The organism is Erythrobacter sp. MTPC3, from assembly GCF_042854385.1.
Taxonomy (GTDB): Bacteria; Pseudomonadota; Alphaproteobacteria; order Sphingomonadales; family Sphingomonadaceae; genus Erythrobacter.
Map to the genome: position 1 here is coordinate 140,281 of NZ_BTGP01000002.1, position 22,727 is coordinate 163,007.

Genomic DNA, 22,727 nt, shown 5'->3' on the forward strand with positions numbered 1-22,727 from the left:
CAAGAGCTGATGGCAGAATTCGACAAACCCCATATTGATATATCTGCTCGCGCCGTGCGTCGCGACTATCAAGCGCCAAGGCGCAATATGGGAGGTGGAGCCGCCCCCAGAATGCGGGCACAGCACGGTGCCAGGATCAGGGCCGAGTTAGATGCTGCCTTTGTCGAGGCTGATGACAATCGAACCGAAGATGATCGTATTGATCCGCCTGAGGGGACATATGTTGAAGTAGCTTTGCGTCCTGGGTCAAATCCGGAAACCGTGCTGGATCGCAAGAGTGTTGGGATCAGGACTGGGGCGGTCGTTCGTACTGAAGGCGATGCCCTCCAAAACGATAATCAAACGACAGTGGCATTGTACGTACCCGATAGTGCCCGAGCTATTTTGCAACAGATTATCCAAGAATACACTGAGGGCGACCTTACAGCGACGGGCAACATACCCAGAAAAGACAAGGTCGAACCAATTGAGGCGATCCGCCAGGCTCGCCTTGAGACTTTTTGGACAGATGAACCTAGCGCGCTGCCTCAAGAGGCACAGGATGCCATTTGGTGGGAGGCTTGGAGTTATCCAGGTCAAGCCGATAAGGTAGCGAACGCTGCGACAACAATCGGGCTAAATGTGGCGGAAGCGCACTATTGGCTTTCATTCCCAGAAACGACCGTCATCCCGATCTATGCAAGCCGTATCGAGATGGAGTTGTTGCTGTTTGCCGCAACAGGAATTGCGGAACTTAGACGCGCCAGTGCGAGCCCCGCGTTCTTCACAGAAGCCGATTACGAAGATCAAACCGAGTGGACGGCAGACCTAGTAGAACGGGTCATATGGCCTGGCGCGGATGTCCCAGCAGTTTGTCTAATGGATACAGGGGTCAATCGCGGTCACAGTTTACTCGAACCTGCTGTTGCGGAAGTTGATTTGCTATCCGTGAACGCCGCATGGGGTAGAGCAGATGATCATGGTCATGGCACGTCTATGGCAGGTATATCATTGCTTGGAGATTTGACTCCGCGCCTCGAAGACAACGCTCAAATCCTTCTGGCTCATAGGGTCGAGTCCGTGAAGATTCTTCCACCTGCCGGCCAAGCCGCAAATGATCCGCAGACATATGGATCAATAACGCAATCGGCGGTCTCGATTGCTGAGATCAATAATCCGGCGCGGCAACGGACGTTTTGCCTTGCCATTACCAACGACAACGTGTCCGGCGCGCGTGCGACGACATGGAGTGCAGCGATTGATCAAGCTGCTAGCGGAAACATGGCTGGAGATGAAGATCAACCAACTGCACGGCTCTTTGTGATTTCTGCGGGAAATGCTCCCGCACCACTGGAGGTGGATCAGATCCAAGCGCAAGAGAACTTGCCAATTGAAGATCCAGCGCAGTCTTGGAATGCTCTGAGCGTCGGGGGCTACACAAACAAGTCGGACGTTCTTGACAATGGATTTCAAGACTGGACGCCGATGGTGCAACCAGGCGAGCTGAGCCCGTTTTCTCGAACATCTGTCACATGGCCTCAAAGTCGCTCTGCACTCAAACCAGAAGTGGTTTTCGAAGCCGGAAATCGAGCAATCAACCCCGCAGGGACAGAAGCCTCAAATTTTGACTCATTGTCGCTTCTCACAACAGGTGAGAATGTCGCGACCCATCCCCTTGTACCATTTGCCGCCACCAGTGCTGCAGCGGCGCAATGTGCAAAGCTCGCGACTGAATTGTCCGCTGCTTTTCCTCATTTCTGGCCTGAGACAATCCGAGCCCTCATCGTGCATAGCGCCGAATGGACACCTTGGATGGTTCAGCAGCTAACTAACGCTCAGGGCATGACTGCCCGTTACCCTTTGCTTCGAAAATTCGGTCATGGCGTTCCGAGCTTTGAGCGAGCGCGGGCATCTGCCGAAAATCACCTCGCGCTTGTCGCACAGAATGAGATCAAGCCCTTCAAGAGTGACGCCGGAGCAAAGAAGTTTTCTGACTGCCATTTTTACCGCCTCCCTTGGCCGAAGGAAATCCTTGAAGAGCTAGGCGAACAGGACGTTCGACTAAAGCTGACGCTGTCCTACTTCATTGAACCAAATCCAGGGCGCTTTGCGTCAATCGATGCGCAGCGTTATCAGTCTTACGGCCTCCGGTTCGATCTTAGACGCCGGACGGAAAGCGAAGCTGACTTTGTTGAGAGAATAAACGCGCTAGAACGCGATGACCCCCTTGGGCCCGGCCCAGCAGGGGGCGACAATGCGGGTTGGCGATTTGGGCCGAACAGCATTTCGGCTGGCTCATTGCATTGCGATGAATGGATCGGACCTGCCGTCGCGTTGGCCGCCAGAGACATCATTTGTATAAAACCCGTCACGGGTTGGTGGAAGCAGTCCTCAGCCAACTGCAAACGCTCCGGGCGTTATTCGCTCATCGCAACACTGAGTGCACCAGATCTCGAAGTGGACTTGCATACACCGATCCAGATTGCAGTCGAGAATCAGGTAGAGGTTGAAATAGCTTTCTAGCGCACGCCGGTTCGTCAGTGTGACATTCAGTGTCACCTGTCTCATCGGTTGATACCAATACGTCCGCTATATTGTAAGTCCTCCCTGACGCTATCGCTTCGTATCAGGTCTGGACCAAAAATTTGGTTTGCACCTGACGTGATCCCCAGCTTTCCAGCCGCCAATACTAATGCGCGAATTTCATATTGAGTTGATGAGAAAAGCTTGCATTGAGATGCGGTGGAATTTAATGAAGCGATGCGATTGTAATAGAGATGGGGACACGAACCACAAGTTCAGAATTCTTTAGTGCCAGTGATTGTGCCATATTCATAAATCGAATTCATATTCAAAAACAATTACAAATTGTTATCAATTATTGTTGAGTCCTCTTCTGGCACCATTTTGCGGATATGAGCCGTCAGCAGCTGGACTGAATGAGACCCTTGAGCCTGCTTGCTGCTTCGCTGTCTCTGTTGGCGATGACGGCCGCTGATCTCGACAGTGTTTGGCAATCGAAACTGGTGCCTGCGTCCATCGACGCGGCGATGACCTTTGCGAAGGTTGCGGGCGGCAATACTCTTGCGCCGCGCCTGACAAAGGTCGTGCGCCACCGGTTTGCGTCGGTGACGATTTGAGCGAGGGTTGTTGACGCGGGGCTTTCTGCATCTGCGAAGAGCTCGGCGCCAATCTCTTGCAGCAACGCGTTGGACGTTTCGTTTTTCAGGAGGAGCGCTACATAGCGCTTTGCCGCTTCCGCTTCGTCTCCTGCGGCAACGGCCAATCTCAACATTGACTCCTGTGCAACGGTGTCGCGCCACCCGCGCCGAGCGGCTATCTGGATTGTGACGAATCCGTCTGTTTGCGCATTTGCTGCGAACTGCGCCTGCGCCAGCAATCGAAGCGTTTCGGCGGGAATTGGTCTACGATTGACCAAGATCTTTGCCTCATCGAGCGCGCGCGCTGGATCGCCGTTTTGCAGTTTCTGTGCGACGATTTGAGCCTGGGCAAAGCTGCGCACCGGTTCCGGGGTAAGCGACGCAATCGCAGGCATTGTCGCCGACTGGCGATCGAGCTGAAGGGCAGCCGTGCAAACACCGATAAGAGCCAGAAACCCGTACCAGACGAGCCGGGCGATCATTGGTGCTCTCCATCGGGATCAGCCGAAATCCTTGCAAGGATCAATGTCGCGAAACTTGCGAGTGAAAATATCGACAAATTGCGGAGCGGATAGTCTGTGATCGATTGCAAAGCTATTGCAGCGAGTATGATTGCGCCAGCCCAGCCCATCCACCTCAGTTCCGAGCGGCGGATGCGCCATGACAGCCACGCGATGAGCACAATCCAAAATGCGGTTAGAAGCAATCCGGCAGCACCCGCCTCAATTGCGATTTCAAGATAGTCATTGTGCGCGCGCCCCGGCCTGCGCACCGTCGAATTTTCAAGCGACTCATCGACCTGAAAGACTTCATCGAACGTGCCCATCCCGGCACCTACCGGCCAATATCTTGAGGCCGAGAAACTTGAATCTTCCCAAGTGTATTGGCGCGCATCGTTCGCCGCATTGAAACGTTCGAGCGTGGTGCCAATCCGGCCTGGATTGATCGCAATTGCGGCCGCAACTCCGATCGCAAGCAGCACGCCGACTGCGATAGAGATTTTTACGAAGTTGGGCGTGGCTGGCAAGGTGCCGACCCTGATGCGCATAAGGCCGATTGTTGCCGCAAACGCCAGCGGCAGGGCAGCAAGCACCAGCGCGGTTCGCGACTGGGTCAGGATGACGCCGGTGAGAAGCAGCAAACAAATGGCCATGCGTATCGCGATAACGGCCGGGAGCTTCCGCGGGACCGGCAAGGTTGCAGCCAAGGCCATTGCCGAGACAAGGAACAGGCCTGTTGAATTGCGATTTGCGAACGTCCCGTTCAACACGGTGCGGTCACCAAGCTCGGGGTAAAGCAGCGATGCTCTGCCTCCTTCCATTAGCTGGGGGACGCTGATGACGATGTTCAAAAGCGCCAAGGCAACGAAAACCCAGCCCAGCAGGATCAGTTGCGGGCGCGGAACCTCCCACCCCCCGCAAAGGATTGCAATCGGCACGATCAGCGCGGTGAATGCCACTGCAGTCCTGACCGGGTCCACCGTCATCGGAGCGAAGCCGGTGCGGCCTGTCAGTTCGAACGAGGCAGCGACCAATTCACGGCCTGGCAGCGAGCTCCAGATGCTTTCGGGCAGTGGGATGAGCTGAAGTGTTGGCAGCAGCAGCGAGAAGGCTACCAGTATCCTGAGGAAGGTGGGCGCAGTCTTGATGAAGGCGAGCACCGCATCGCGGTTTAAGGCGAGGGCGGTCAGCGCTGCAATTTGGACGGCCAAGTTCGATAATGCGTAGCGTACGCCGCCGCCGCCGAGCAGCACGGCGAGCAGCACCAGAACTGCGAGCGCGATTGCGCCGTCCAGTCCGAAGCCTTGGAGCTGCGAAGCACCGCCAGCATTCTTGCGATTCGTTGAACGAGAGAGCTGCCGCATTCTATTCCCAAGAAAAAAGCGCACGGGCCGTTAAGTCCGTGCGCTTGAATTCTAAACCGCGTGGCTGATAGCCGAAAATCAGGTTCCCGGTGATTGATCATCGTCATCATCGATCAGGATGATGATGCCGCCCGTAACGATGAGAGTCGCGAAAATTGCGATCAAAGCGCCGATACCTGTGCCAGCCAGATCTTCACCATCGGCTGAACGGGCTGTGCCAGGCTGTGATACGGCACCCTGCGAATACACTGTCGTGCTGTCACCAGCGCGCGTGTTCGCCTGCGCTGCAATCGGCGCAAAAGCCAAGGTTGCTGCGGCGAACGTCATCGCTGTACGTGCTATCAGGTTCTTCATTTTGGCACCTTTTGGGTCAAATTACGCACAATCACGTACTGCGCTGCACCAAGAATTGCAACACGAATAGCGGCGGATGGTTAAATTAACGTTATGGATTGACGGCGTTTCCGCCTGCCGAGGGAGTTTTTGGCGTGCCGTCCAACAGAACTTCGTAATGCGCGATTTCCCCACCGGTTACGACCGTTTCTCCGCATAGGAGCCATGCGTGAGCTTCGAAGGGTTTGGTGTCCGGCTTTTGAACGCCGATCTGCATGGCGCTGGCCATCCCGAGCCGGGATAGCCAGTCTTGCGCTGCTATCGCTTGGATCAGACAGTCACTTTTGAAGGGCAATCGGCGAGCAACCCGCGGCATTACGTAGGCGATCCTCGCGATCTTGCTGGCGCGGTTCGCCGGTGGCGAGGCGGATGATAACGATCGGGCAGCATCGTTGCGCGGCAGGATGTCTTTGGCGTCAAAGGTGCGAAAAGTCCATCTCGCCCTAACCAACTCTGCCAGGGCGATCACACTATAGGCTGCAATCCACGCTAAATCTGACGCCGTCGGTTCTAGCGAAGGTGCGCTCGCATCAGATTCGGCAGGGCTGCTCATTTGCGCTCATTGCCACGGCAGGCGGGCAAAGGCGACCCTTTCTGCGCTGCTGAAAACCACGCATTCTTTTGCCAAACGTTCACCATTATCTTAGACCGCGCGCTCGCTCGTCAGCTATGGCTCCTTTGGTTCGGATCAGTATAGGCATTCATGTCTCAGATCGCTGCAATTTTCGCCAATGAAACCGTTGCGCCACGACGAATTGAAGCGATGTTGCAATCGCTTGAGCAGGCACCCTGCGATAACAGCGCGCTATGGTCGGCAAAGAACTGCGCGGCTGCCGCTTGCACTCTGCACACCACCGAAGAGTCCCGGACCGCCAGCCAGCCCCATCGGAGCGTCGATGGAAAGGTCGCAGTGGTTCTGGACGGCTATCTTGCCAATTACGAAGAGCTCAAGCGGACCCTTATTCAGCGCGGCGCGGACCTGCGCAATCCATCCGACGGAGAATTGGTGCTTCGTGCCTATGAGCATTGGGGCGAAGAGTGCGCCAAGCATTTGGACGGGGAATTCGCCTTCATTGTGCTGGATTGCCGAGAGGACCTGATCTTTTGCGCCCGCGACCACCAGGGTTTGCGGCCGTTGTACTACACGGTCGAGAATGGCGAATTTCTCGCGGCATCAAGAGTGGCGACGCTCCTCGAAGGGATGTCTGAAGCCCCTGTCCCCAACCATGAGTTTTTAGCCGAATTGGCGGTAGCAGACTTCGCATCGCTTGAGCAAACAGCATGGCACGGCATCTTCCGAGTCCCGCACGCATCCAGCGTGACGTTCAGACGCGGGACAAAAACGACGAACAAGCATTATACGCTGCCCACCAATATTCCTCGCGCTTACCGGAGTGATGAGGAATACATCGCGTCGTATCTGGAAATGCTGGGCGATGTCGTCAGCAAGGCGTCGCGATCCTGCTATCCGGTTGCCTTCGATGTCAGCGGGGGCCTCGATTCGTCGTCGCTGTATTGTCTCGCGCACGCATTGGATAAGAAAGGCCGAATTCAGGCGCCGTCGATCCGCGGATACACATTGGCAGGCGAACCGGGGTCCGATGCAGACGAAGTCGAATATGCCCGCGCTGCAGCGCAGCATGTCGATGGAAATTTGACGGAAGTACCGCTCTTCGTGCCTTCGCTTGACTGGTTTGCCGAGTTGACGCGAAAAGAAAGGGATATCGCGACATATCCCAATGGCGCCCAATCCGTTTTAGCGGAACGGCAAATGGTAAGTGATGGCGCGCGTGTCCTAATTGCAGGGACGGGCGGTGACCAATGGCTCGATGGATCGAGCGGCTTTCTTGAGCAGGATCTGCGTTCGCTCAGGTTCAAAAGCTATTGGCGCAACGTGCAATCAGAGATTGGGGCCTCAGGGCTGGGCAGGGCGCTGCCGTCCTTGATCCGGCGTTCAGCCCTTGGGTTGCTGCCCCATCGATTGCGCGGCGCGGCGCGGCGGGCGCGCAATGACCTGACGGGGGTTTATGGCGAACATCTCGGCTATATCGCGGATGATCTAGCCAAGGCGATCTATGCGAGAAAAGCGGCTTTTGACCGTGCACTGCCCGATGATCCCGCTGCGATTACCAAGCAGTCCGCGTTCGATTCGGCGTGGTCGCAGTTTTCCCACGATCTGATGAGCAGACAGCGAGCCGCCCAAGGGATTGAGGGACGGCATCCAATGTTCAGCAAGCAGTTTATCGAATTTTGCAGCACCATGCCCGAGCATTTCAAGCGCCGCGATGGTGTATCCAGATGGGTGCACAGGCAGGCTTTAGCGGGCATCGTTCCAGACCGAATTCTGAAAAGGCGGTCGAAAGCCGCTTTTCCAGTCTCCCTGGAACAAGACCGACTTGCCAAAGCACTGTCAGGAGATTGGCCCGACACGATGACACAGATCATCCAAAGACAACAATTTGAAAAGGTTTTAGGGGGCGCGTCAGACGATCTGGCAAACAGCAATATGCAGTTCGAATTATGGGGGACATTCCTAGTTTACGATTTTTTGCTGGATATTGCGGTGCAAAAAGTCTAACGTGCGGCGAAATATAGATTAAAGGCACCGCCGATATGACCGACATGCACAAGACCCAGAAATCCTATGCCACACCGCAGCTTACAAGCTATGGCTCGGTACGTAATCTGACTGGCGGTAGCGTCGGCGATATTGGTGACGGTAGTGCCAGCCGTCGTATGCGCGGTACCATGATCGGTGGCTAAGACACCTTATTGTTCAGCTTGCTATGTCTGGCGTATTGGCTGAACATATTTCCTATCTGGCTCTACCCGGCAGATACGAACTTTTTTCCAAGGCATTTGAAACGATAATTCAGCCCGGCGATACGGTCGCCGATCTTGGCTGCGGGGTCGGTGTGCTTGGTCTGCAATGCCTGAAGGCTGGCGCTTCCAAAGTTTACGGTATCGATGGATCGAAGGCGATTGATATTGCCGGCGAGGCAATGACGCGCGCCGAGCTCACCGACAAATATCACTGCATTGCCGGATCGACATTCGATGTGTCTCTGCCTGAACGGGTGGATGCGCTGATCTGTGACCATATCGGGTTTTTCGGCATTGATTACGGCATCGTCGACATGTTGCGCGATGCCGAGAAACGGTTCCTGAAACCTTCTGGCGTCATCGTGCCCGATGGGATTAAGCTACTCATAGCTGGCGTGTCTTCGGAAAAAGCGCAAAAAAAGGCAGCGGCTTGGACTGGCGAGCAGATACCCGCAGAGTTTCACTGGCTAGACGAGCAATCACGCAATACGAAGCATTCCTATAATTTTGGCGAGGACGAGCTTTGTTCCGCTGAGACCGAGCTGGGATATGTTGCACTGGGCGCGGAAGCGGAGGAAATGTGCTCCTTCTTCGCTGATCTGATCATCGACCGCGATTGCGTGTTCGGCGGCATTGCTGGCTGGTTTTCAGCGCATTTGGGCGGCGACGTCTGGATGACAAATTCGCCGCTCGATACCGCCAGCATCAAACGGGAGCAGGCCTTGTTCCCGGTTTCCAGGCCATTTGCAGTGAGAGCAGGGGATCGCATCGAGGTCGCATTCAAGGTGCGTTCCGATGGAGAATTGCTGATCTGGAAGGTCCGCCTGCCTGATGGCTCGATCCAAAAACAGTCCACGTGGGCCAGCATGGCGTTATCTTTGGACGATCTGAAAGTCGCTGGCAACGAGCCGGTCGAACTAAGCGAGAAGGCCGCCGACAGGCAATTTGTTTTATCCCATATCGACGGTGTGCGGACCGCGGCTGAAATCGAAGAGATCGTGCTGGGCGAACGGCCCGATCTTCGCCCTACAATCGGTGCAGGCAGGGAATTTGTGCGCACAGTTCTTGCGCGCAATTCGAAGGCGTGAATTCGGTCAAGATCCACGAGCCGCAGCCGCAAACATCGCTCGATCAAGAACCGTATGATCGCTGGCTGTCGCCGGCAGAGCGATGCATGGCCGAATTCTACCGCAATGACGGCGGATATCGCGTGAGATTTCCCGATGAAGGCGACTTTCTGATTTCCCGCCAGCTCGATGCGATAGATGTGTTCCCAGCGCCTGATGCCGGGGACGAGGTGATCGAGCGCCTGCTCCACACCGCCATTGCACCGTTGCTGGGCAATCATCAGGATGGCCTTTTCCTGCATGGAAGCGCGGTAAGGATCGACGATCAGGCCGTCGCATTCCTTGGTCTTTCCCGGTCGGGCAAAACCACCTTGGCAGCCTCGTTCGCCAGTCACGGATTCCCTTTTCTGACTGAGGATGTGATCGACCTCGATTTTGACGGCGATATCCATTGGCTTCGGCCGAAACGCACGGCAATGAGGTTGTTCCCTGACAGCGCACGGCACATTCTTGGCGACCGCGCGACAAATTTGCCCACCGCTGCGAAAGCTGATCTGCACCCCGAGAGTGATATCGCATTCTCAGGCGAACCTGCGGTGCTGCGATACGTGTTCGTTCTGGGCGTGGATCACGATGCTTCGACCAAGTTAACCCCGCTAAGGGACGGTCAGGCGCTGATATCCTTGATGCCGCACGCATTCTTGTTAGATGTTGAGGATAAGCAGCGTTTGCGCTGTCATTTCGACCGGCTGGCAGCCGTTGCAGAGAGAGCCGAGTGCTTTGCACTCGATTTTCAGCGAGATTTTTCAAAGCTTCCCGAAGTCAGGGAAGCGATCCTGACCGAAGTGCGCAAGGGCCACAGATCGCAATGAATTCCAATAGTGTTTTCCGAGTGTCCGACGAGGTCGTGGGGCGGGAAGTGGGCGGCGAGACCGTGCTGCTCAACCTTTCGAGCGGGCTGTATTTTGGCTTGGACTCCGTGGGGGGAGAAATCTGGCAATTGCTGGAAGATGAACCGCGCAGTTTCGCCAAGCTGTGCGATGAAATCGACAATGTCTATGACGCGCCGAGAACACGCATTGAGGCGGACATGAAGAATTTGCTGAAGGACTTGCTCGATAAAGAGCTGGTCGAACTTGTCGGCGATTGACCATCAAGCGCTCTACCGGGGATACTAAACGCCCGCTTCGAATATCCCGTCGGACCTGACGTCAAGAACCCGGTCAGCCAATGCCAGGCTGGCCGGCCTGTGGGTGATAATGATCACCGTCCGATCGCGCAGCGCTTCGATACAATTCTCGACGAACGCTGCTTCGCTGTCGAGATCGTACATGCTGGTCGCCTCATCCAGAATGTAGATTGGCGGGTCGCGATAGAGTGCTCTTGCCAACGCCACCCTCTGCCCTTGACCGCCGGATAGCCGCACACCGTAATCGCCGATCTCGGTTTTCAGACCTTTCGGAAGTTCAGCTACGAATTGGTCTGCTTGTGCGAGTTTCAAAGCGCGCTCTAGGGCGTTTGTGTCGACTTCTGTGCCACTATTCGAATCGCTAAAAGCAATGTTTTCGGCAATCGTACTGTTGAACAGCAGAGGACGTTGGGGGACGTAGCCGAACTGGCGGCGCAAGCTCTGGATTTGCAGGTCGGCGATATCCGATCCGTCCAACATTATCTGGCCCGAATTGGGCGAATAATACCGCAGCAACAATTTGACCAAAGTCGATTTGCCCACGCCGTTGTCTCCGGTGAGCGCGACGATTTCGCCCGGCTCTATGTCGAAATCCAGACCTTCGATAAGGCTGGGTCGGCCTTCGTAATTGAAGCAGATGTCGCGAAACTTGATGGCGCCTTTCGCCCTGACCAGCTGCTTGCCGCCGAAATATCCTTGCTCGGGGTGCATCGCGAAAACATTTTCAAGCCGGGCAAGCGTCCCGCGCGCAATCTGAAAGCGGCCATATAGGTCTGCAAGCCCGCCTACCGGACGTGTGAGCAACGCGGCATATAGCAGAAACGCGAAGAGCTCTCCCGGACTTCGCTCTCCCGAAGCAAGGCTTCCGGCGCCGACGACCAGCATGGCAATCACGGCAAGCGCAGCGATCAGCCCAACGGTCGGTGCGATAAATGCGCTGATACGCGCTTGCGCGAGGCTCAAATGGCGCGCTTGATCGACTTTGGAGGCGTACTCCCGGCTGCGGTCCTCCTCCACGGCAAAAGCCTTAATCGCGGGCAGCATTTTCAGGTCGTTATCTGCCGCTTCGATGACCGCGACCTCGGCTTTGCGCGCGCGCCGGGCCAAGACCCGCATCCTGCGCCCAACCAGCTTCATCGCGATGAAGAACACCGGCACCAGAACCGGAATGACAACCGCCATGGTGGGATCAATCAGAAACAGCAGCACCGTCGCCCCCGCCGCCGTCAAAAGCATCGAGGGCACATTGGCAAGGGTCGATGCAAGGAAACTGCTGAGGTTGCCCACCTCGTAAGTCATAAGGGAGATCAGATCGCCGCCGCTTCGGCGATCGTGGAAGTCCATCGGCATCAACTGAACGTGGTCGTAGATGTCACGCCGCAGCTGGGCCAGAATACGATACGATGCGGCCGCAGATAGGATCGTGGACGCAATGGTCAGCACGGCAAGAATGACGAGAGCTGCGACCAGCAGGCCGATGGTTTGCCCCAGGTCCTCCTGCGCCGGTTCCAGAACATCGCCGAGGAGTTGGCCGGCCAGCCAAGGCAACGAAAGCGTCGCAGCCGAACTGAGCAGAGTGAGGCCGCTGATCAGCGCCAGGTCGCTGCGAAACTGGTGGGCGCGTTGCCAAAGCAAACCTAGCTTCACAGCTGTCAGCCTTTCGAGATTGTCTTGGTCATCGTCGCAGCATATCGGCGTAGCTGTAAAGCGAAGGTGGGCCAATGGTCTGACTTAGGGAATTTTCGCAACAGATGCTCGCGCGGCGCGAAGGCTGCGCAACGCATCACAGCAAGCGCCATCGCGGTGTCGGTTGATGCAAAGACATCCGCTCGAAGACGCGCCAGCTCCCCGAAAGATGAGATGTATCGCTGTTGGGGTGATGGAGTAGCTTGCTGAGTAAGCCGTGATCTGACCGTGTCTGGTAGCGCCATACCTAGCATTGTTTCGGCCCCTTCCAGTGCTGATAGGACGATAGGGCTAGCACCTGTCTTTTCGCAGTAGGTAGACAGATTTTCCCAGTCGAGCGCCGAAAATTTCTCAGTTAGCAGAAGATAGTCCACCGCCCAGATCATCCGGTGACCTCCCGTAAGCCGGGGGCCATCAGCATAATATCCGTATTTCAGATGCCATGCCTCGTTTATCGCGCCTCTGACGAGCGTGATCACGGGGTCGGGCACATATGCACCAATACAGAGCCGATCGAGCGCGACTTTTTGAGACCATATCTGGTCACAGTCGACCAATTTTAAAATGAATGGACTGTCGACAGGCTGCCAATGTAGGTCAATCAGATGCGTCATTCCAGCGGCGCTTTCATACTCCCAGACCTCTTGAAAATTGGGGCCAAATTGGGCGGTATCTTGAGCCAAGCCAGCCGAACGCAAAGCTTCGCGGGCGCACATCAAATCATTGGGTTTCACCAACAGGTCGCTGTCGCCCCTGCGACGCAGTGCAGCGTCTTCGTAGAGCGAATAGGCAAGTGCCGTGCCCTTCATCACCACACTCTCAATCCCGGCATCCATGAGAGCGCGGATTGCGGAAACGATAACGGGGTTGTGCGTGGCTTCCCATAGCGCACCCAGCCGCGCCTCCGTGGCGACCAAACCTTTCACTTCAGATGGCCAATCGCCCATTGCGTCCGCATCATCGCACAGAATTCCGGCGACACCGTGAAAAACAATTCGGGTCGCCACTTCATCTCCGCAAACGTTAAATGTTGCGGGCCAGCGAGGCCGTTGATCGCTGCCCAGGCAGCTGCGGACACACCCAGCGATGAATTCGTCTATAGTATCCTGCGCAATCATACGACGCGCCGCTGTGTTCGGTGACGATTGTTCATGCAGAGATCCCTATCGCGGGCGCTGAGGAGGATGGCAAGCAAGGACCATAATACGCCCCGATTGCTTTGCACGGCGAACGATGCCGGATATCCGTTGACCCTCGGCGTTGATGCTGCAATGCGCAAAAACCTGTTGATGCCTGAAGGATCAGAGCGATGACGAAAAGCCGAAAAGGCATCATTCTGGCTGGTGGCTCGGGCACCCGGCTTTATCCGCTTACTCGCGGCGTCTCAAAACAGTTGATGCCGATTTATGACAAACCCATGATTTATTATCCGCTCAGCACCCTGATGCTAGCGGGCATTCGGGACATATTGATCATTACAACGCCGGAAGATGCCGAGCAGTTTCAGCGTGTGCTCGGCGATGGATCAGATTTTGGCATTGCTTTGAGCTATGCGGTGCAAGCTAGGCCAGAAGGGCTTGCCCAAGCATACCATATTGCGGCTGACTTCGTACGCGGGGGGCCCAGTGCATTGGTATTGGGAGACAACATTTTTTATGGCCACGGCCTGCCTGACCTGCTTCAGAGCGCCTCAGCCAAAACCGCTGGAGCAAGTGTTTTCGCGTACCGCGTTAGCGATCCAGAGGCTTTCGGCGTGGTTGAGTTTGATGCTCATGGAACAGCGGTTTCAATCGAGGAAAAACCTGCAGCACCCAAATCGAGCTACGCGGTGACCGGGCTATATTTTTATGACGATACGGTGGTCGATCGTGCTCGCGATCTTACACCATCCGCAAGGGGGGAGCTGGAGATTACAGATCTCAATCGCCTCTATCTGGATGAAGGCTGCCTTTCGGTTGAAATAATGGGTCGCGGGTTCGCGTGGTTGGATACAGGTACACATTCATCGCTGCTTGATGCGGCCACTTATGTTCGGATCACCGAAGAACGGCAGGGATTGAAGATTGCCTGTCCCGAAGAGATCGCTTGGCGCCAAGGTTTCGTGAGCTCTGATCGGCTCGTTGAAATAGCTCAGCCCCTGCGAAAATCGGGCTATGGTGAATACCTTCTTGGCTTGCTCGAGAAGCCTGCTTTGCCATGAATTTTATCCCTTGCGACATTCCTGGCCCGATCATCATTGAACCGAAGGTTTTCGGAGATGAGCGCGGTTTTTTTATGGAAACGTGGACCGATGCTGCATTCGCGCAAAACGGCCTGAATCTGGAATTTGTGCAGGACAATCATAGTCGATCTCAAAAAGGGGTGCTGCGCGGCCTCCATTTCCAAAATCCGCGGCCACAGGGCAAACTTGTTCGGGTCACGTCAGGGGCGGTGTTTGATGTGGTTGTCGATCTGCGCCGGTCGTCTCGACATTTCGGGCAGTGGGCGGGTGTTGAACTTTCGGCGGTGAATAAGCGGATGCTTTGGGTTCCGGAAGGGTTCGCCCACGGTTTCCTGTCGCTGCAGGACGACACGGATTTTCTTTATAAATGCACGGGAGCGTATCAGCCGGACGTAGAGCAAACCTTGAAATGGGATGATGCGAATGTCGGGGTTGAATGGCCTTTGGCTGGCATCGAACCAATAATCTCTGCGAAGGATCAAGCTGGAAAATCGCTGGCAGACGTGCAGGCATTCGCATGAGAGTTCTGGTCACTGGTTCTGAGGGACAGCTTGGCAATGCGTTGCAGAAAACCGCTCCCGCTGATTATGACCTTGTGGCGATTGATATTGATCGATGCGACATTTCCAATGCCGAAGCAGTGCACGGATTGGTCGCAGAAGTATCGCCGGACATCATCATCAACGCGGCTGCATATACCGCTGTGGACAAGGCCGAGGATGAAGTAGTCAAAGCGAGGGCAGTCAATGCCGACGCGGTGAAGCATCTGATCAGCGCGCTCGATAAAAAAGGCGGAGCCCTGATCCATGTTTCAACTGACTTTGTGTTCGACGGCCAGTCAGCAAGCGCCTACCAACCCAATGACAAGCGTTCGCCATTGTCAGTGTATGGCGAAACCAAAATGGAAGGCGAAGACGCGCTACGCAGCGAGGATTTGTTGGTTCGGACGGCTTGGGTTTATTCTGCGCACGGAGCCAACTTTGTAAGGACCATGATCCGCCTCATGAAAGAGCGCAGCGAGCTTAGCGTAGTTGCCGACCAGATTGGATCGCCCACATGGGCGACCAGCCTGGCGTCGACTATTTGGTTGCTGGCGGGTAAAGGGGCAAAAGGAACATACCACTATAGCGATGCGGGTGTTGCATCGTGGTATGATTTTGCCGTCGCAATTGCGGAAGAGGCAAAGTCGCTTGGGATTCTTGGCGAGGTGCCGGTGATCCGACCCATAAAGACCAGCGCATATCCGACCAAGGCGCAGCGACCAAAGTTTTCGTTGTTGGATAGTAGCGCGTGTCATTCATTACTCGGGTCTGAGCCTATTCATTGGCGGACAAATCTGCGCCTGATGCTGCAAGAGGAAAAATCGCTTGGCTAATCTACTCGTCACTGGCGGCGCTGGCTTTATCGGGGGCAATTTCGTGCATTACTGGAATGCGCGGCACCCCGACGATCACATTACCGTGCTTGACGCGCTCACATACGCTGGAAATCGCTCCACCATTAAGGGCGCGCCGCATGCTGATTTGATCGAAGGCGACATTCGCGACCAAGAGCTTGTTGAACGGCTTTTGCGCGAGCGAAGCATTTCAAAGATTGTTCACTTCGCAGCAGAAAGCCACGTGGACCGTTCGATCACTGGCCCAGATGCATTTATCGATACCAACATTCTTGGTACGAACAGTCTCCTTAAGGCGGCGCGATCTGTCTGGCTTGACGGAGACGGCCGCGATCATCGTTTTCATCATATCTCGACTGACGAGGTTTACGGCTCTTTGGGGGCTGATGATCCGGCCTTCAGCGAAAAAACTCCGTATGCACCAAATTCTCCGTATTCCGCTTCAAAGGCATCTTCGGACCATTTGGTACGAGCATATCACCATACCTACGGTCTTGAGGTGACAACGAGCAATTGCTCAAACAATTATGGACCTTTCCAGTACCCGGAAAAGCTGATTCCGCTGTTTCTACTGAACGCACTGACAGGCAAGCCGCTGCCTATTTATGGCGATGGGATGAACGTTCGCGATTGGCTTCATGTTGAAGATCATTGCCGCGGTATCGAAGCATGTCTTTCTCTCGGTACAGCAGGTGAAACCTATAACATAGGGGGTGGCGCTGAGCTGCCGAATATGGAGGTGATCGATACGATTTGCAGGGAAGTCGATCTTGCATTTGAACATATTGATGGGTTGGCTGATCGTTATCCTGCAGCGCCGCCTGCGAATGGAAAGAAAAGCGAAATCTTGAAGACCTTCGTAACGGATCGCGCCGGGCACGATATGCGATACGCCATCGATGATACCAAGGCCCGCGCAGAGCTATCTTACAAAGCGGAACGAACGTTCGATGAAGGGCTGCGACAAACGCTACGCTGGTATTTAGAAAACGAAGATTGGTGGCGCCCGCTCGTCGCGCTTTAATCGCGCTTAGCGCAAATGAAAGTATAGATCATGGTACAGTTTAAAAGCATCAGTTCCGCTTCTGATCTGGCGATAAATGGAGCTGCGTCTGCATTTGAAGAGCCTTTGCACGTTGGGCGGCCAAACATCGGGGACAGCACTGCTTTTCTCGATCTGGCCAAAGAGATCCTTGATCGCAGATGGCTTACGAATAATGGCCCTGTGGTCCAGGAGCTTGAAAACCGAATTGCCAAAGAGCTTGGCGTTAAACATTGCGTTGCGATGTGCAACGGCACAGTCGCGCTTGAAATCATGATCCGTGCAGTTGGATTGTCGGGCGAGGTGATCGTACCGTCTTATACATTTATCGCGACAGTCCATGCTCTGCATTGGCAGGCCATAACGCCAGTTTTCGCTGATATCGATGCACAAACGCACACCCTTGATCCAGTTGCAGTGCGCCGCATGATAACCTCTCGCACGACCGGCATTCTTGCGACGCATTTGTGGGGCCGAGCGTGCCATACGCAGGCGCTGCAGGAAATTGCTGATGAGCATGGCCTCTCTCTCATCTATGACGCAGCACATTCCTTTCTTTGCTCCAGTGGGAATACATCGATTGGAGGTTTTGGCCGGGCGGAGGCTTTTAGCTTCCACGCGACCAAATTTTTCAACACGTTTGAAGGCGGCGCCGTCACGACGAATGATGATGAATTGGCAGCCAAAATGCGATTGATGCGCAATTTCGGCTTCGGTGGCGTGGATGAGGTTGTATACCCAGGCACTAATGGGAAGATGTCTGAAATTTGCGCTGCTATGGGTTTGGTCAATCTCGATCAGGTCGAAAAGGTCATCGAACAGAATAAAGTCAATTACGACGCCTATCGCGAGGCATTGGAAGGTATTGATGGTCTCTCCATCTTTCCGCTCGAAAAAGGCGCCAGCAATTTTCAGTACGTAGTTATGGAGGTCGATCCGGCTTTTCCCGCATCAAGAGATGCAATTGTAGAGGCGCTTCAGGCTGAAAACATTCTGGCCCGCCGATATTTTTGGCCCGGATGCCATAATATGCGGCCCTACCGTGATCTTTTCCCGCATGCCGGATTGCTGCTACCGGTATCTGAAACCGTCGCAGACCGTGTCATAGTCCTGCCAACAGGAACTACACTGCCTGAGGGCGCGACACGGATCGTCCGGGATGTATGTCGAGTGCTGGCGTCCCAGCAGTTTGAAAGCGCGCCATGAGTTTCATGAGCGACGCTGAGATCGCGGAGATCGGGTTCGCGGAGGTCGGCTGTGATGTGCTTATCTCACGAAAAGCGTCTTTCTATGGCGCTTCGCGCATTACGATAGGCAGTAACAGCCGCATCGACGATTTTTGTGTTCTCTCTGCAGGGGAAGGCGGAATTTCTATCGGGAGGCACGTTCATGTCTCGTGTCTGGCGACGCTGATCGGTGCTGGCCGAATAGAGTTACGTGATTTTTCGACATGTTCGGTGAAAGTCAGTATTTTCTCATCAAGTGATGATTTCACTGGTCAGGCAATGACCAATCCGACGGTCCCGGACGAATTCACGAGGGTTACCTCGGGGCCAGTTATCATTGGACGCCACGTTATCATCGGTACTGGATCCGTTATACTGCCGAATGTCCACATTGCAGATGGAGCTTCGATCGGTTCTTTAGCGTTGGTCAAAGAAGATTTGGCCGAGTGTGCGATCTATGGGGGAGTGCCAGCAAAACGGATCAGCGCGCGCAGCACCGACTTTCTAGAGCTTGAAAAGCAAATGAATGCCCGCACAGGTTAACCGAAAGACCGTTGCCCACGCCACCCTTTGGACGATACTCGATTTCATCCTCGAGAGGGGCGCTAACTTTGTCATAATCGTTATTCTTGCGCGCCTACTTTCACCCGTTGAATTTGGCACAGTTGCGCTGCTCGCGGTCTTTATCGCGCTCGCCGCACTTCTATCCGAAAGCGGTTTCGGCCAAGCGCTTATTCAACGAAGCGATCTATCGCCAGAGGACATCTCGACCGCATTCTGGTGCAATGTCGGCCTGGCTGTCGCGATGGTTTTGCTGCTATATTTGTCCGCTCCATGGATTGCGGCGTTCTTCAGCGAGCCACAATTGGTTCCGTTAATGCATATCATGGGAGGCAGTGTTCTGCTTGGCGCTTTGGGCGCAGTGCAGCGTGCTCTGCTTCTGCGAAACCTAGAATATCGAAGACTGTTGATTGTGAGGGTAATTGCGACGCTGTCAGCAGGCGCAGTGGCGGTTACGCTCGCATATTCTGGCTACGGAGTATTCTCACTTGCCTTTCAATCGCTCACTCTAGCGGCGATCACGACGGTGCTTTTGTGGATCACCAGCCAATGGCGACCACATCTGATCTTTAGTCGCACTTCTGCGCGCCAGCTATTTGGGTTTGGTGGGTTCATGCTGGCCTCGTCAATCCTCGAGACAATTTACTCCCGTGCCTATACGATCTTTATAGGCAGAATGGGCGACCCAGCAGTGCTTGGTCTCTATGGCCGCGCTGATGCGACCCTTCAGCTTACCCAAGGCTTTGTCACATATCCGATCAATCAGGTCGCGTTCCCTGCTTTTGCGAAAGCTGCCGGCGAACCTGATTTGATGCGTCAGGGAATGCGCAGCGCAATGAAGACTGCCAACCTTCTTAATATCCCAGCGATGATGTGTTTGGCTGCCCTTGCTGACCCGTTTGTCAGAGGCGTCTATGGTGAGCAGTGGGCAGGGGCGGTGCCATTCATACAGATACTTTCCCTAGGCGGTATGCTGGCGCCAATACATATGCTGAACCTTCAGGCACTGATGGCGATCGGTCGATCTGATCTGTTCTTTACGTTAGAGTTGGCTAAGAAAATCATCGGTATATCGATACTGTTTACGGCATCTTTTTGGGGTCCGATCGGGATTGCGTGGGGCGTGGTCGCCGCTGGCTATTGCGCCATCTTCATAAACACGATTTTTTCTGGGCGAGAATTTGGATACGGGCTTTTCGCTCAATTCAAGGATGCAATACCGGGTATCATGCTTGCGATAGGAATGGCTGGCAGCGTTTTTCTGGTTCTTGAGTTCGGTCCGCTGGAGCAATCAGCGTACTTCTTGAGGTTGGTTCTTGGGGGACTGGTCGGCGCACTGATTTGGGCTGTGCTCGCACTAGGACTGGACCTCGGTGAGAGTCGGAAGCTGCTATCCACTTTACGAAAAAAGCATTCATCATGACATCCATAGCAACTGTGGATCGCGACAGATCAAAATCCCGCTTCGTTATACCTGTGACCTCTTATCATGAAGAAATCGGGGGGGTGATCGTTCTGCACAAGCTTTGTCATTTCCTCAATGAGCTGGGGTATGAAGCTTATCTCTACCCAGTCTTAAAACCGGATTACGTCTTTGCGAGACGCCTCTTTGCGAATATCAGCAGCCGCCTGCCCCTCGTAAACGCGTTTCTGGGTAAGGGGTACGTCGTCAACAAAACGATGATGACACCGCTTTTGCCTCTCACACTATCCCCAAGCGATGGCCGGACAATTGCAATCTACAGCGACACTATTGGTGGCAACCCGATGGGAGCGCCGAATGTCGTTCGTTTTTTTCTTCATAAGCCGGGGTTTCATTCGGGCGAATGCGAATTCGGTTCGAATGAACTGCACGTCGATTTCAACGAGTTTTTGAACGATTACGATCCAGGACTGAATCAATTAAGTCCAAACAAACTGTTCGTTCTCCATTTCCCGTTTGAAATTTACAATCTCAACGGAGCTGTCGCGCCTGAGTGTCGCTCTGGTACAGCGTATTGCGTCCGCAAGGGCAAAGTAGACGAACGGCTTATCGATCTGGATGGATCGATTTGTATTGACGGTTTGTCCCATCTTGAATGTGCGGCCGTATTGAAACGCGTAAAATACTTTGTATCGTTTGATCCATACACCGCGTTTTCCTCGTTTGCGGCTCTCTGCGGGGCCATATCGATTGTCTCTCCTCCGGCCGGGATGACGAAGGCTGATTGGTACCAGGACGAAGAGGCTCGTTTCGGAATTGCATTTGGTTTCGATGAGACTGACTGGGCGTTGTCAACGCGAGGCAAAGTTCGCGCTTACCTCGAACGAAAGCACGAGGAATCAAGAGCCGCCGCCGAACGCTTCGCCTTTGAAGCAGAAGAATTTTTTGGTCTTAGCTAAGAATTATGCGGGTTAAATCATGAAGTTCTTTTCGAGATGATGCAGGCCAAGAAGTGTCTTGTATGGTTGCCTTTTTCCTACGCAGGACGAGGGCCTGCGGAAAGCTGTGTTCGGATCATTGAGCACTTCAGTCCATGCGGGATAGATGCCACCGTCTTCACCATCAGAAACCGAACCAGCTTGCCTGCTGGTGTGAACTCAACACAAGCTGTTGGATCGATTGGGAGGCATCTGCCTTTCAGATTCGTAGCCAAGTCTGGCCTTCGCGCCCTTGAGCAAAAATTTGCTAAGGCTATTGGTAGCTCGCAACCTGGGGATCTGGCATATTTTTGGCCCGGAGTTCCTGCCGCACTGGTTAAGAAAGCAAAAGCGCGCGGGTTGATCTGCATCCGTGAGATGATCAACAATCCATTGGCTGCAGCTAAACCGATCCTTGATGATGCTTACCTAACCGCAGGGTTTGCACCCGGGCACGGCATCACCGAACGGGACGTAGAGGCTGAAACGAGTGAATTGAAACTCCATGATTTTGTATTCAGCTCTAATGCAGAGGTTGATGCATCTCTGAATGCGATTGGAATTCCCGACGAGCGGCTCCTCAAGTCGACTTTTGGCTGGGTTGGATCGAGATTTGCCAATGACGCCAAAGAGCGCGCGCCAAAGACGGATAATTCTTTTAGAGCAGTCTTCGTCGGGCTGATGAATGTGCGCAAAGGTATTCCGACTTTATTGGAGGCATGGGATAGAGCGCGCATAAATGGCGAACTATGGCTTGCTGGGGCACCAGAAGACGCTCTGAAGCCGATGGTTGAAAGTTACAGCGAACTCGCTTCAGTGCGAAATTTGGGCCATGTAAGTGATGTCGCTTCGCTTTATCGCGCATGCGACGCTTTTGTCTTCCCAACGTTTGAAGAGGGGGGGCCTCAGGTTACTTATGAGGCGGCAGCTTGCGATATTCCTATTATTACAACATCAATGGGAGCGGCGCGCCTGGTGGAGCATGATGTAAGCGGAGTGATCGTCACGGCAGGCGATATTGATGGGATTGCGGCTGCGATGGCCGATCTTGCCAACGATCAAAGAAAGCGCAGCCGTCTCGCGGGAAGAGCCCGCGAACTTGTGGGGAAATTCGAATATGGGAATGTGGGCAAACATCGTGCGAGTCTGTTAAAGCAAACGTCGCAATAGCTTCCCTTGAGCGACCCGCTATGCCTCAGTTCGTCCAAGAGGTTTTGCGGGACTCCCGCGTACGTGGCTGCCATCCGGCAAATCACTCAGAACAACAGATCCCGGATCGACAATGCATCCGGCGCCGACAGTTATTCCAGGCATAATGATGGCCCTTGTGCCAATCACGCTGCCTGCTCCGATTTTTGTGTCAAGGTATAGGCCGCGCGTCATGTCATGCGTAAGAACGCATGCGTCATCTTCTATGATGCAGTCCTCTTCAATTAACACACCTTTCGGATAGGTGCGGTCAATATACGCTGAAGGCGATATCCAGGCGCTGCTCGCGATGTCAGTCCCCCAGACAAATCTCCGAAAGAGATAATCAAAGTGTTGCCGCAACGATCGTCTCCGCCGTGAGATTAATCGCTGTGTTGATGCATTCATGGTTTAGTAGCCTCGTACCTTTTGATATCGGTGGCAGCCGATGCCGCTGACTTCCTTAAACTCACTCAGACCGTTGCGTCTATTCCTTACAGGCGGCCGGCGTCGTTGGCTTTCGGCATTTCG

The 22,727-nt window shown here is 54.4% G+C and carries 22 protein-coding genes; 15 read left to right on the forward strand and 7 right to left on the reverse strand.

All coding sequences use genetic code 11. From position 1 onward, the window contains the following. Positions 1-9 precede the first annotated feature (9 nt). The gene (locus tag ACGHU1_RS03380; protein WP_390583458.1) at positions 10-2,502 is read left to right on the forward strand and encodes a S8 family peptidase; all 2,493 of its coding nucleotides are present in this window, start codon (positions 10-12) and stop codon (positions 2,500-2,502) included. 400 nt (positions 2,503-2,902) lie between these two features. On the opposite strand, the gene ACGHU1_RS03385 is transcribed toward ACGHU1_RS03380, so the two are convergent. The 4 genes from ACGHU1_RS03385 to ACGHU1_RS03400 all read right to left on the reverse strand — a co-directional run bounded on the left by ACGHU1_RS03385 (position 2,903) and on the right by ACGHU1_RS03400 (position 5,950). After that, positions 2,903-3,622: a hypothetical protein gene (locus ACGHU1_RS03385; protein ID WP_390583460.1), complete on the reverse strand. Its 720-nt coding sequence runs from the start codon at positions 3,620-3,622 to the stop codon at positions 2,903-2,905. Beyond that, positions 3,619-5,004, reverse strand: a complete 1,386-nt coding sequence (locus ACGHU1_RS03390) for an O-antigen ligase family protein (RefSeq protein WP_390583462.1) — start codon at positions 5,002-5,004, stop codon at positions 3,619-3,621. Before ACGHU1_RS03390 ends, ACGHU1_RS03385 begins: the two co-directional genes overlap by 4 nt. Positions 5,005-5,082: 78 nt before the next feature. Continuing rightward, positions 5,083-5,358 (reverse strand): hypothetical protein, encoded by a 276-nt coding sequence (locus ACGHU1_RS03395; RefSeq protein ID WP_390583464.1) that lies wholly within the window; start codon positions 5,356-5,358, stop codon positions 5,083-5,085. Positions 5,359-5,449: 91 nt separating this feature from the next. Beyond that, a complete protein-coding gene (locus ACGHU1_RS03400) occupies positions 5,450-5,950 on the reverse strand; it encodes a lasso peptide biosynthesis B2 protein (protein WP_390583466.1) in 501 nt (166 codons plus the stop codon). A gap of 150 nt (positions 5,951-6,100) precedes the next feature. Here ACGHU1_RS03400 and ACGHU1_RS03405 point away from each other — a divergent pair, with 150 nt between their 5' ends. The 5 genes from ACGHU1_RS03405 to ACGHU1_RS03425 all read left to right on the forward strand — a co-directional run bounded on the left by ACGHU1_RS03405 (position 6,101) and on the right by ACGHU1_RS03425 (position 10,437). After that, positions 6,101-7,975, forward strand: a complete 1,875-nt coding sequence (locus tag ACGHU1_RS03405; protein ID WP_390583468.1) for an asparagine synthetase B family protein — start codon at positions 6,101-6,103, stop codon at positions 7,973-7,975. Between the two features lie 35 nt (positions 7,976-8,010). After that, a complete protein-coding gene (locus ACGHU1_RS03410) occupies positions 8,011-8,160 on the forward strand; it encodes a lasso RiPP family leader peptide-containing protein (RefSeq protein ID WP_390583470.1) in 150 nt (49 codons plus the stop codon). 35 nt (positions 8,161-8,195) lie between these two features. Further along, the gene (locus ACGHU1_RS03415; protein ID WP_390583472.1) at positions 8,196-9,308 is read left to right on the forward strand and encodes a 50S ribosomal protein L11 methyltransferase; all 1,113 of its coding nucleotides are present in this window, start codon (positions 8,196-8,198) and stop codon (positions 9,306-9,308) included. Positions 9,309-9,394: 86 nt separating this feature from the next. Then, positions 9,395-10,159 carry a hypothetical protein gene (locus tag ACGHU1_RS03420; RefSeq protein ID WP_390583474.1) on the forward strand — a complete coding sequence of 255 codons (765 nt, stop codon included), beginning with the start codon at positions 9,395-9,397 and terminating at the stop codon, positions 10,157-10,159. After that, positions 10,156-10,437, forward strand: coding sequence for a PqqD family protein (locus tag ACGHU1_RS03425; RefSeq protein ID WP_390583476.1), 282 nt, complete (start codon positions 10,156-10,158; stop codon positions 10,435-10,437). Before ACGHU1_RS03420 ends, ACGHU1_RS03425 begins: the two co-directional genes overlap by 4 nt. A 24-nt stretch (positions 10,438-10,461) precedes the next feature. On the opposite strand, the gene ACGHU1_RS03430 is transcribed toward ACGHU1_RS03425, so the two are convergent. Together ACGHU1_RS03430 and ACGHU1_RS03435 are read right to left on the reverse strand one after the other, a co-directional pair. Continuing rightward, positions 10,462-12,111, reverse strand: a complete 1,650-nt coding sequence (locus ACGHU1_RS03430) for an ABC transporter ATP-binding protein (RefSeq protein ID WP_390583478.1) — start codon at positions 12,109-12,111, stop codon at positions 10,462-10,464. Positions 12,112-12,128: 17 nt separating this feature from the next. Continuing rightward, positions 12,129-13,280: a nucleotidyltransferase family protein gene (locus ACGHU1_RS03435; protein ID WP_390583480.1), complete on the reverse strand. Its 1,152-nt coding sequence runs from the start codon at positions 13,278-13,280 to the stop codon at positions 12,129-12,131. Between the two features lie 191 nt (positions 13,281-13,471). On the opposite strand from ACGHU1_RS03435, the gene rfbA reads away from it, so the two are divergent. The 9 genes from rfbA to ACGHU1_RS03480 are packed head-to-tail and all read left to right on the forward strand — an operon-like array spanning position 13,472 to position 22,178. Beyond that, entirely contained in the window at positions 13,472-14,362 is an 891-nt protein-coding gene (gene rfbA / locus ACGHU1_RS03440; RefSeq protein WP_390583482.1) for a glucose-1-phosphate thymidylyltransferase RfbA, read from the forward strand. Next, positions 14,359-14,904: a dTDP-4-dehydrorhamnose 3,5-epimerase gene (rfbC, locus tag ACGHU1_RS03445; protein WP_390583484.1), complete on the forward strand. Its 546-nt coding sequence runs from the start codon at positions 14,359-14,361 to the stop codon at positions 14,902-14,904. The genes rfbA and rfbC overlap by 4 nt, the downstream gene beginning before the upstream one ends. After that, positions 14,820-15,758, forward strand: coding sequence for a dTDP-4-dehydrorhamnose reductase (gene rfbD / locus ACGHU1_RS03450; RefSeq protein ID WP_390583486.1), 939 nt, complete (start codon positions 14,820-14,822; stop codon positions 15,756-15,758). Before rfbC ends, rfbD begins: the two co-directional genes overlap by 85 nt. Beyond that, positions 15,751-16,803, forward strand: coding sequence for a dTDP-glucose 4,6-dehydratase (gene rfbB, locus ACGHU1_RS03455; protein WP_390583488.1), 1,053 nt, complete (start codon positions 15,751-15,753; stop codon positions 16,801-16,803). Before rfbD ends, rfbB begins: the two co-directional genes overlap by 8 nt. A 30-nt stretch (positions 16,804-16,833) precedes the next feature. Next, positions 16,834-18,027: a DegT/DnrJ/EryC1/StrS family aminotransferase gene (locus ACGHU1_RS03460; RefSeq protein ID WP_390583490.1), complete on the forward strand. Its 1,194-nt coding sequence runs from the start codon at positions 16,834-16,836 to the stop codon at positions 18,025-18,027. Beyond that, positions 18,024-18,590: an acyltransferase gene (locus ACGHU1_RS03465; RefSeq protein WP_390583492.1), complete on the forward strand. Its 567-nt coding sequence runs from the start codon at positions 18,024-18,026 to the stop codon at positions 18,588-18,590. Before ACGHU1_RS03460 ends, ACGHU1_RS03465 begins: the two co-directional genes overlap by 4 nt. Further along, positions 18,574-20,031, forward strand: a complete 1,458-nt coding sequence (locus ACGHU1_RS03470; protein WP_390583494.1) for a lipopolysaccharide biosynthesis protein — start codon at positions 18,574-18,576, stop codon at positions 20,029-20,031. Before ACGHU1_RS03465 ends, ACGHU1_RS03470 begins: the two co-directional genes overlap by 17 nt. After that, the gene (locus ACGHU1_RS03475) at positions 20,028-20,990 is read left to right on the forward strand and encodes a hypothetical protein (RefSeq protein ID WP_390583496.1); all 963 of its coding nucleotides are present in this window, start codon (positions 20,028-20,030) and stop codon (positions 20,988-20,990) included. Before ACGHU1_RS03470 ends, ACGHU1_RS03475 begins: the two co-directional genes overlap by 4 nt. A gap of 36 nt (positions 20,991-21,026) precedes the next feature. Beyond that, positions 21,027-22,178 carry a glycosyltransferase gene (locus ACGHU1_RS03480; RefSeq protein WP_390583498.1) on the forward strand — a complete coding sequence of 384 codons (1,152 nt, stop codon included), beginning with the start codon at positions 21,027-21,029 and terminating at the stop codon, positions 22,176-22,178. Positions 22,179-22,196: 18 nt separating this feature from the next. Here the strand turns inward: ACGHU1_RS03480 and ACGHU1_RS03485 are convergent, their stop codons facing one another. Continuing rightward, positions 22,197-22,604 (reverse strand): acyltransferase, encoded by a 408-nt coding sequence (locus tag ACGHU1_RS03485; RefSeq protein WP_390583500.1) that lies wholly within the window; start codon positions 22,602-22,604, stop codon positions 22,197-22,199. Between the last annotated feature and the right edge of the window lie 123 nt (positions 22,605-22,727).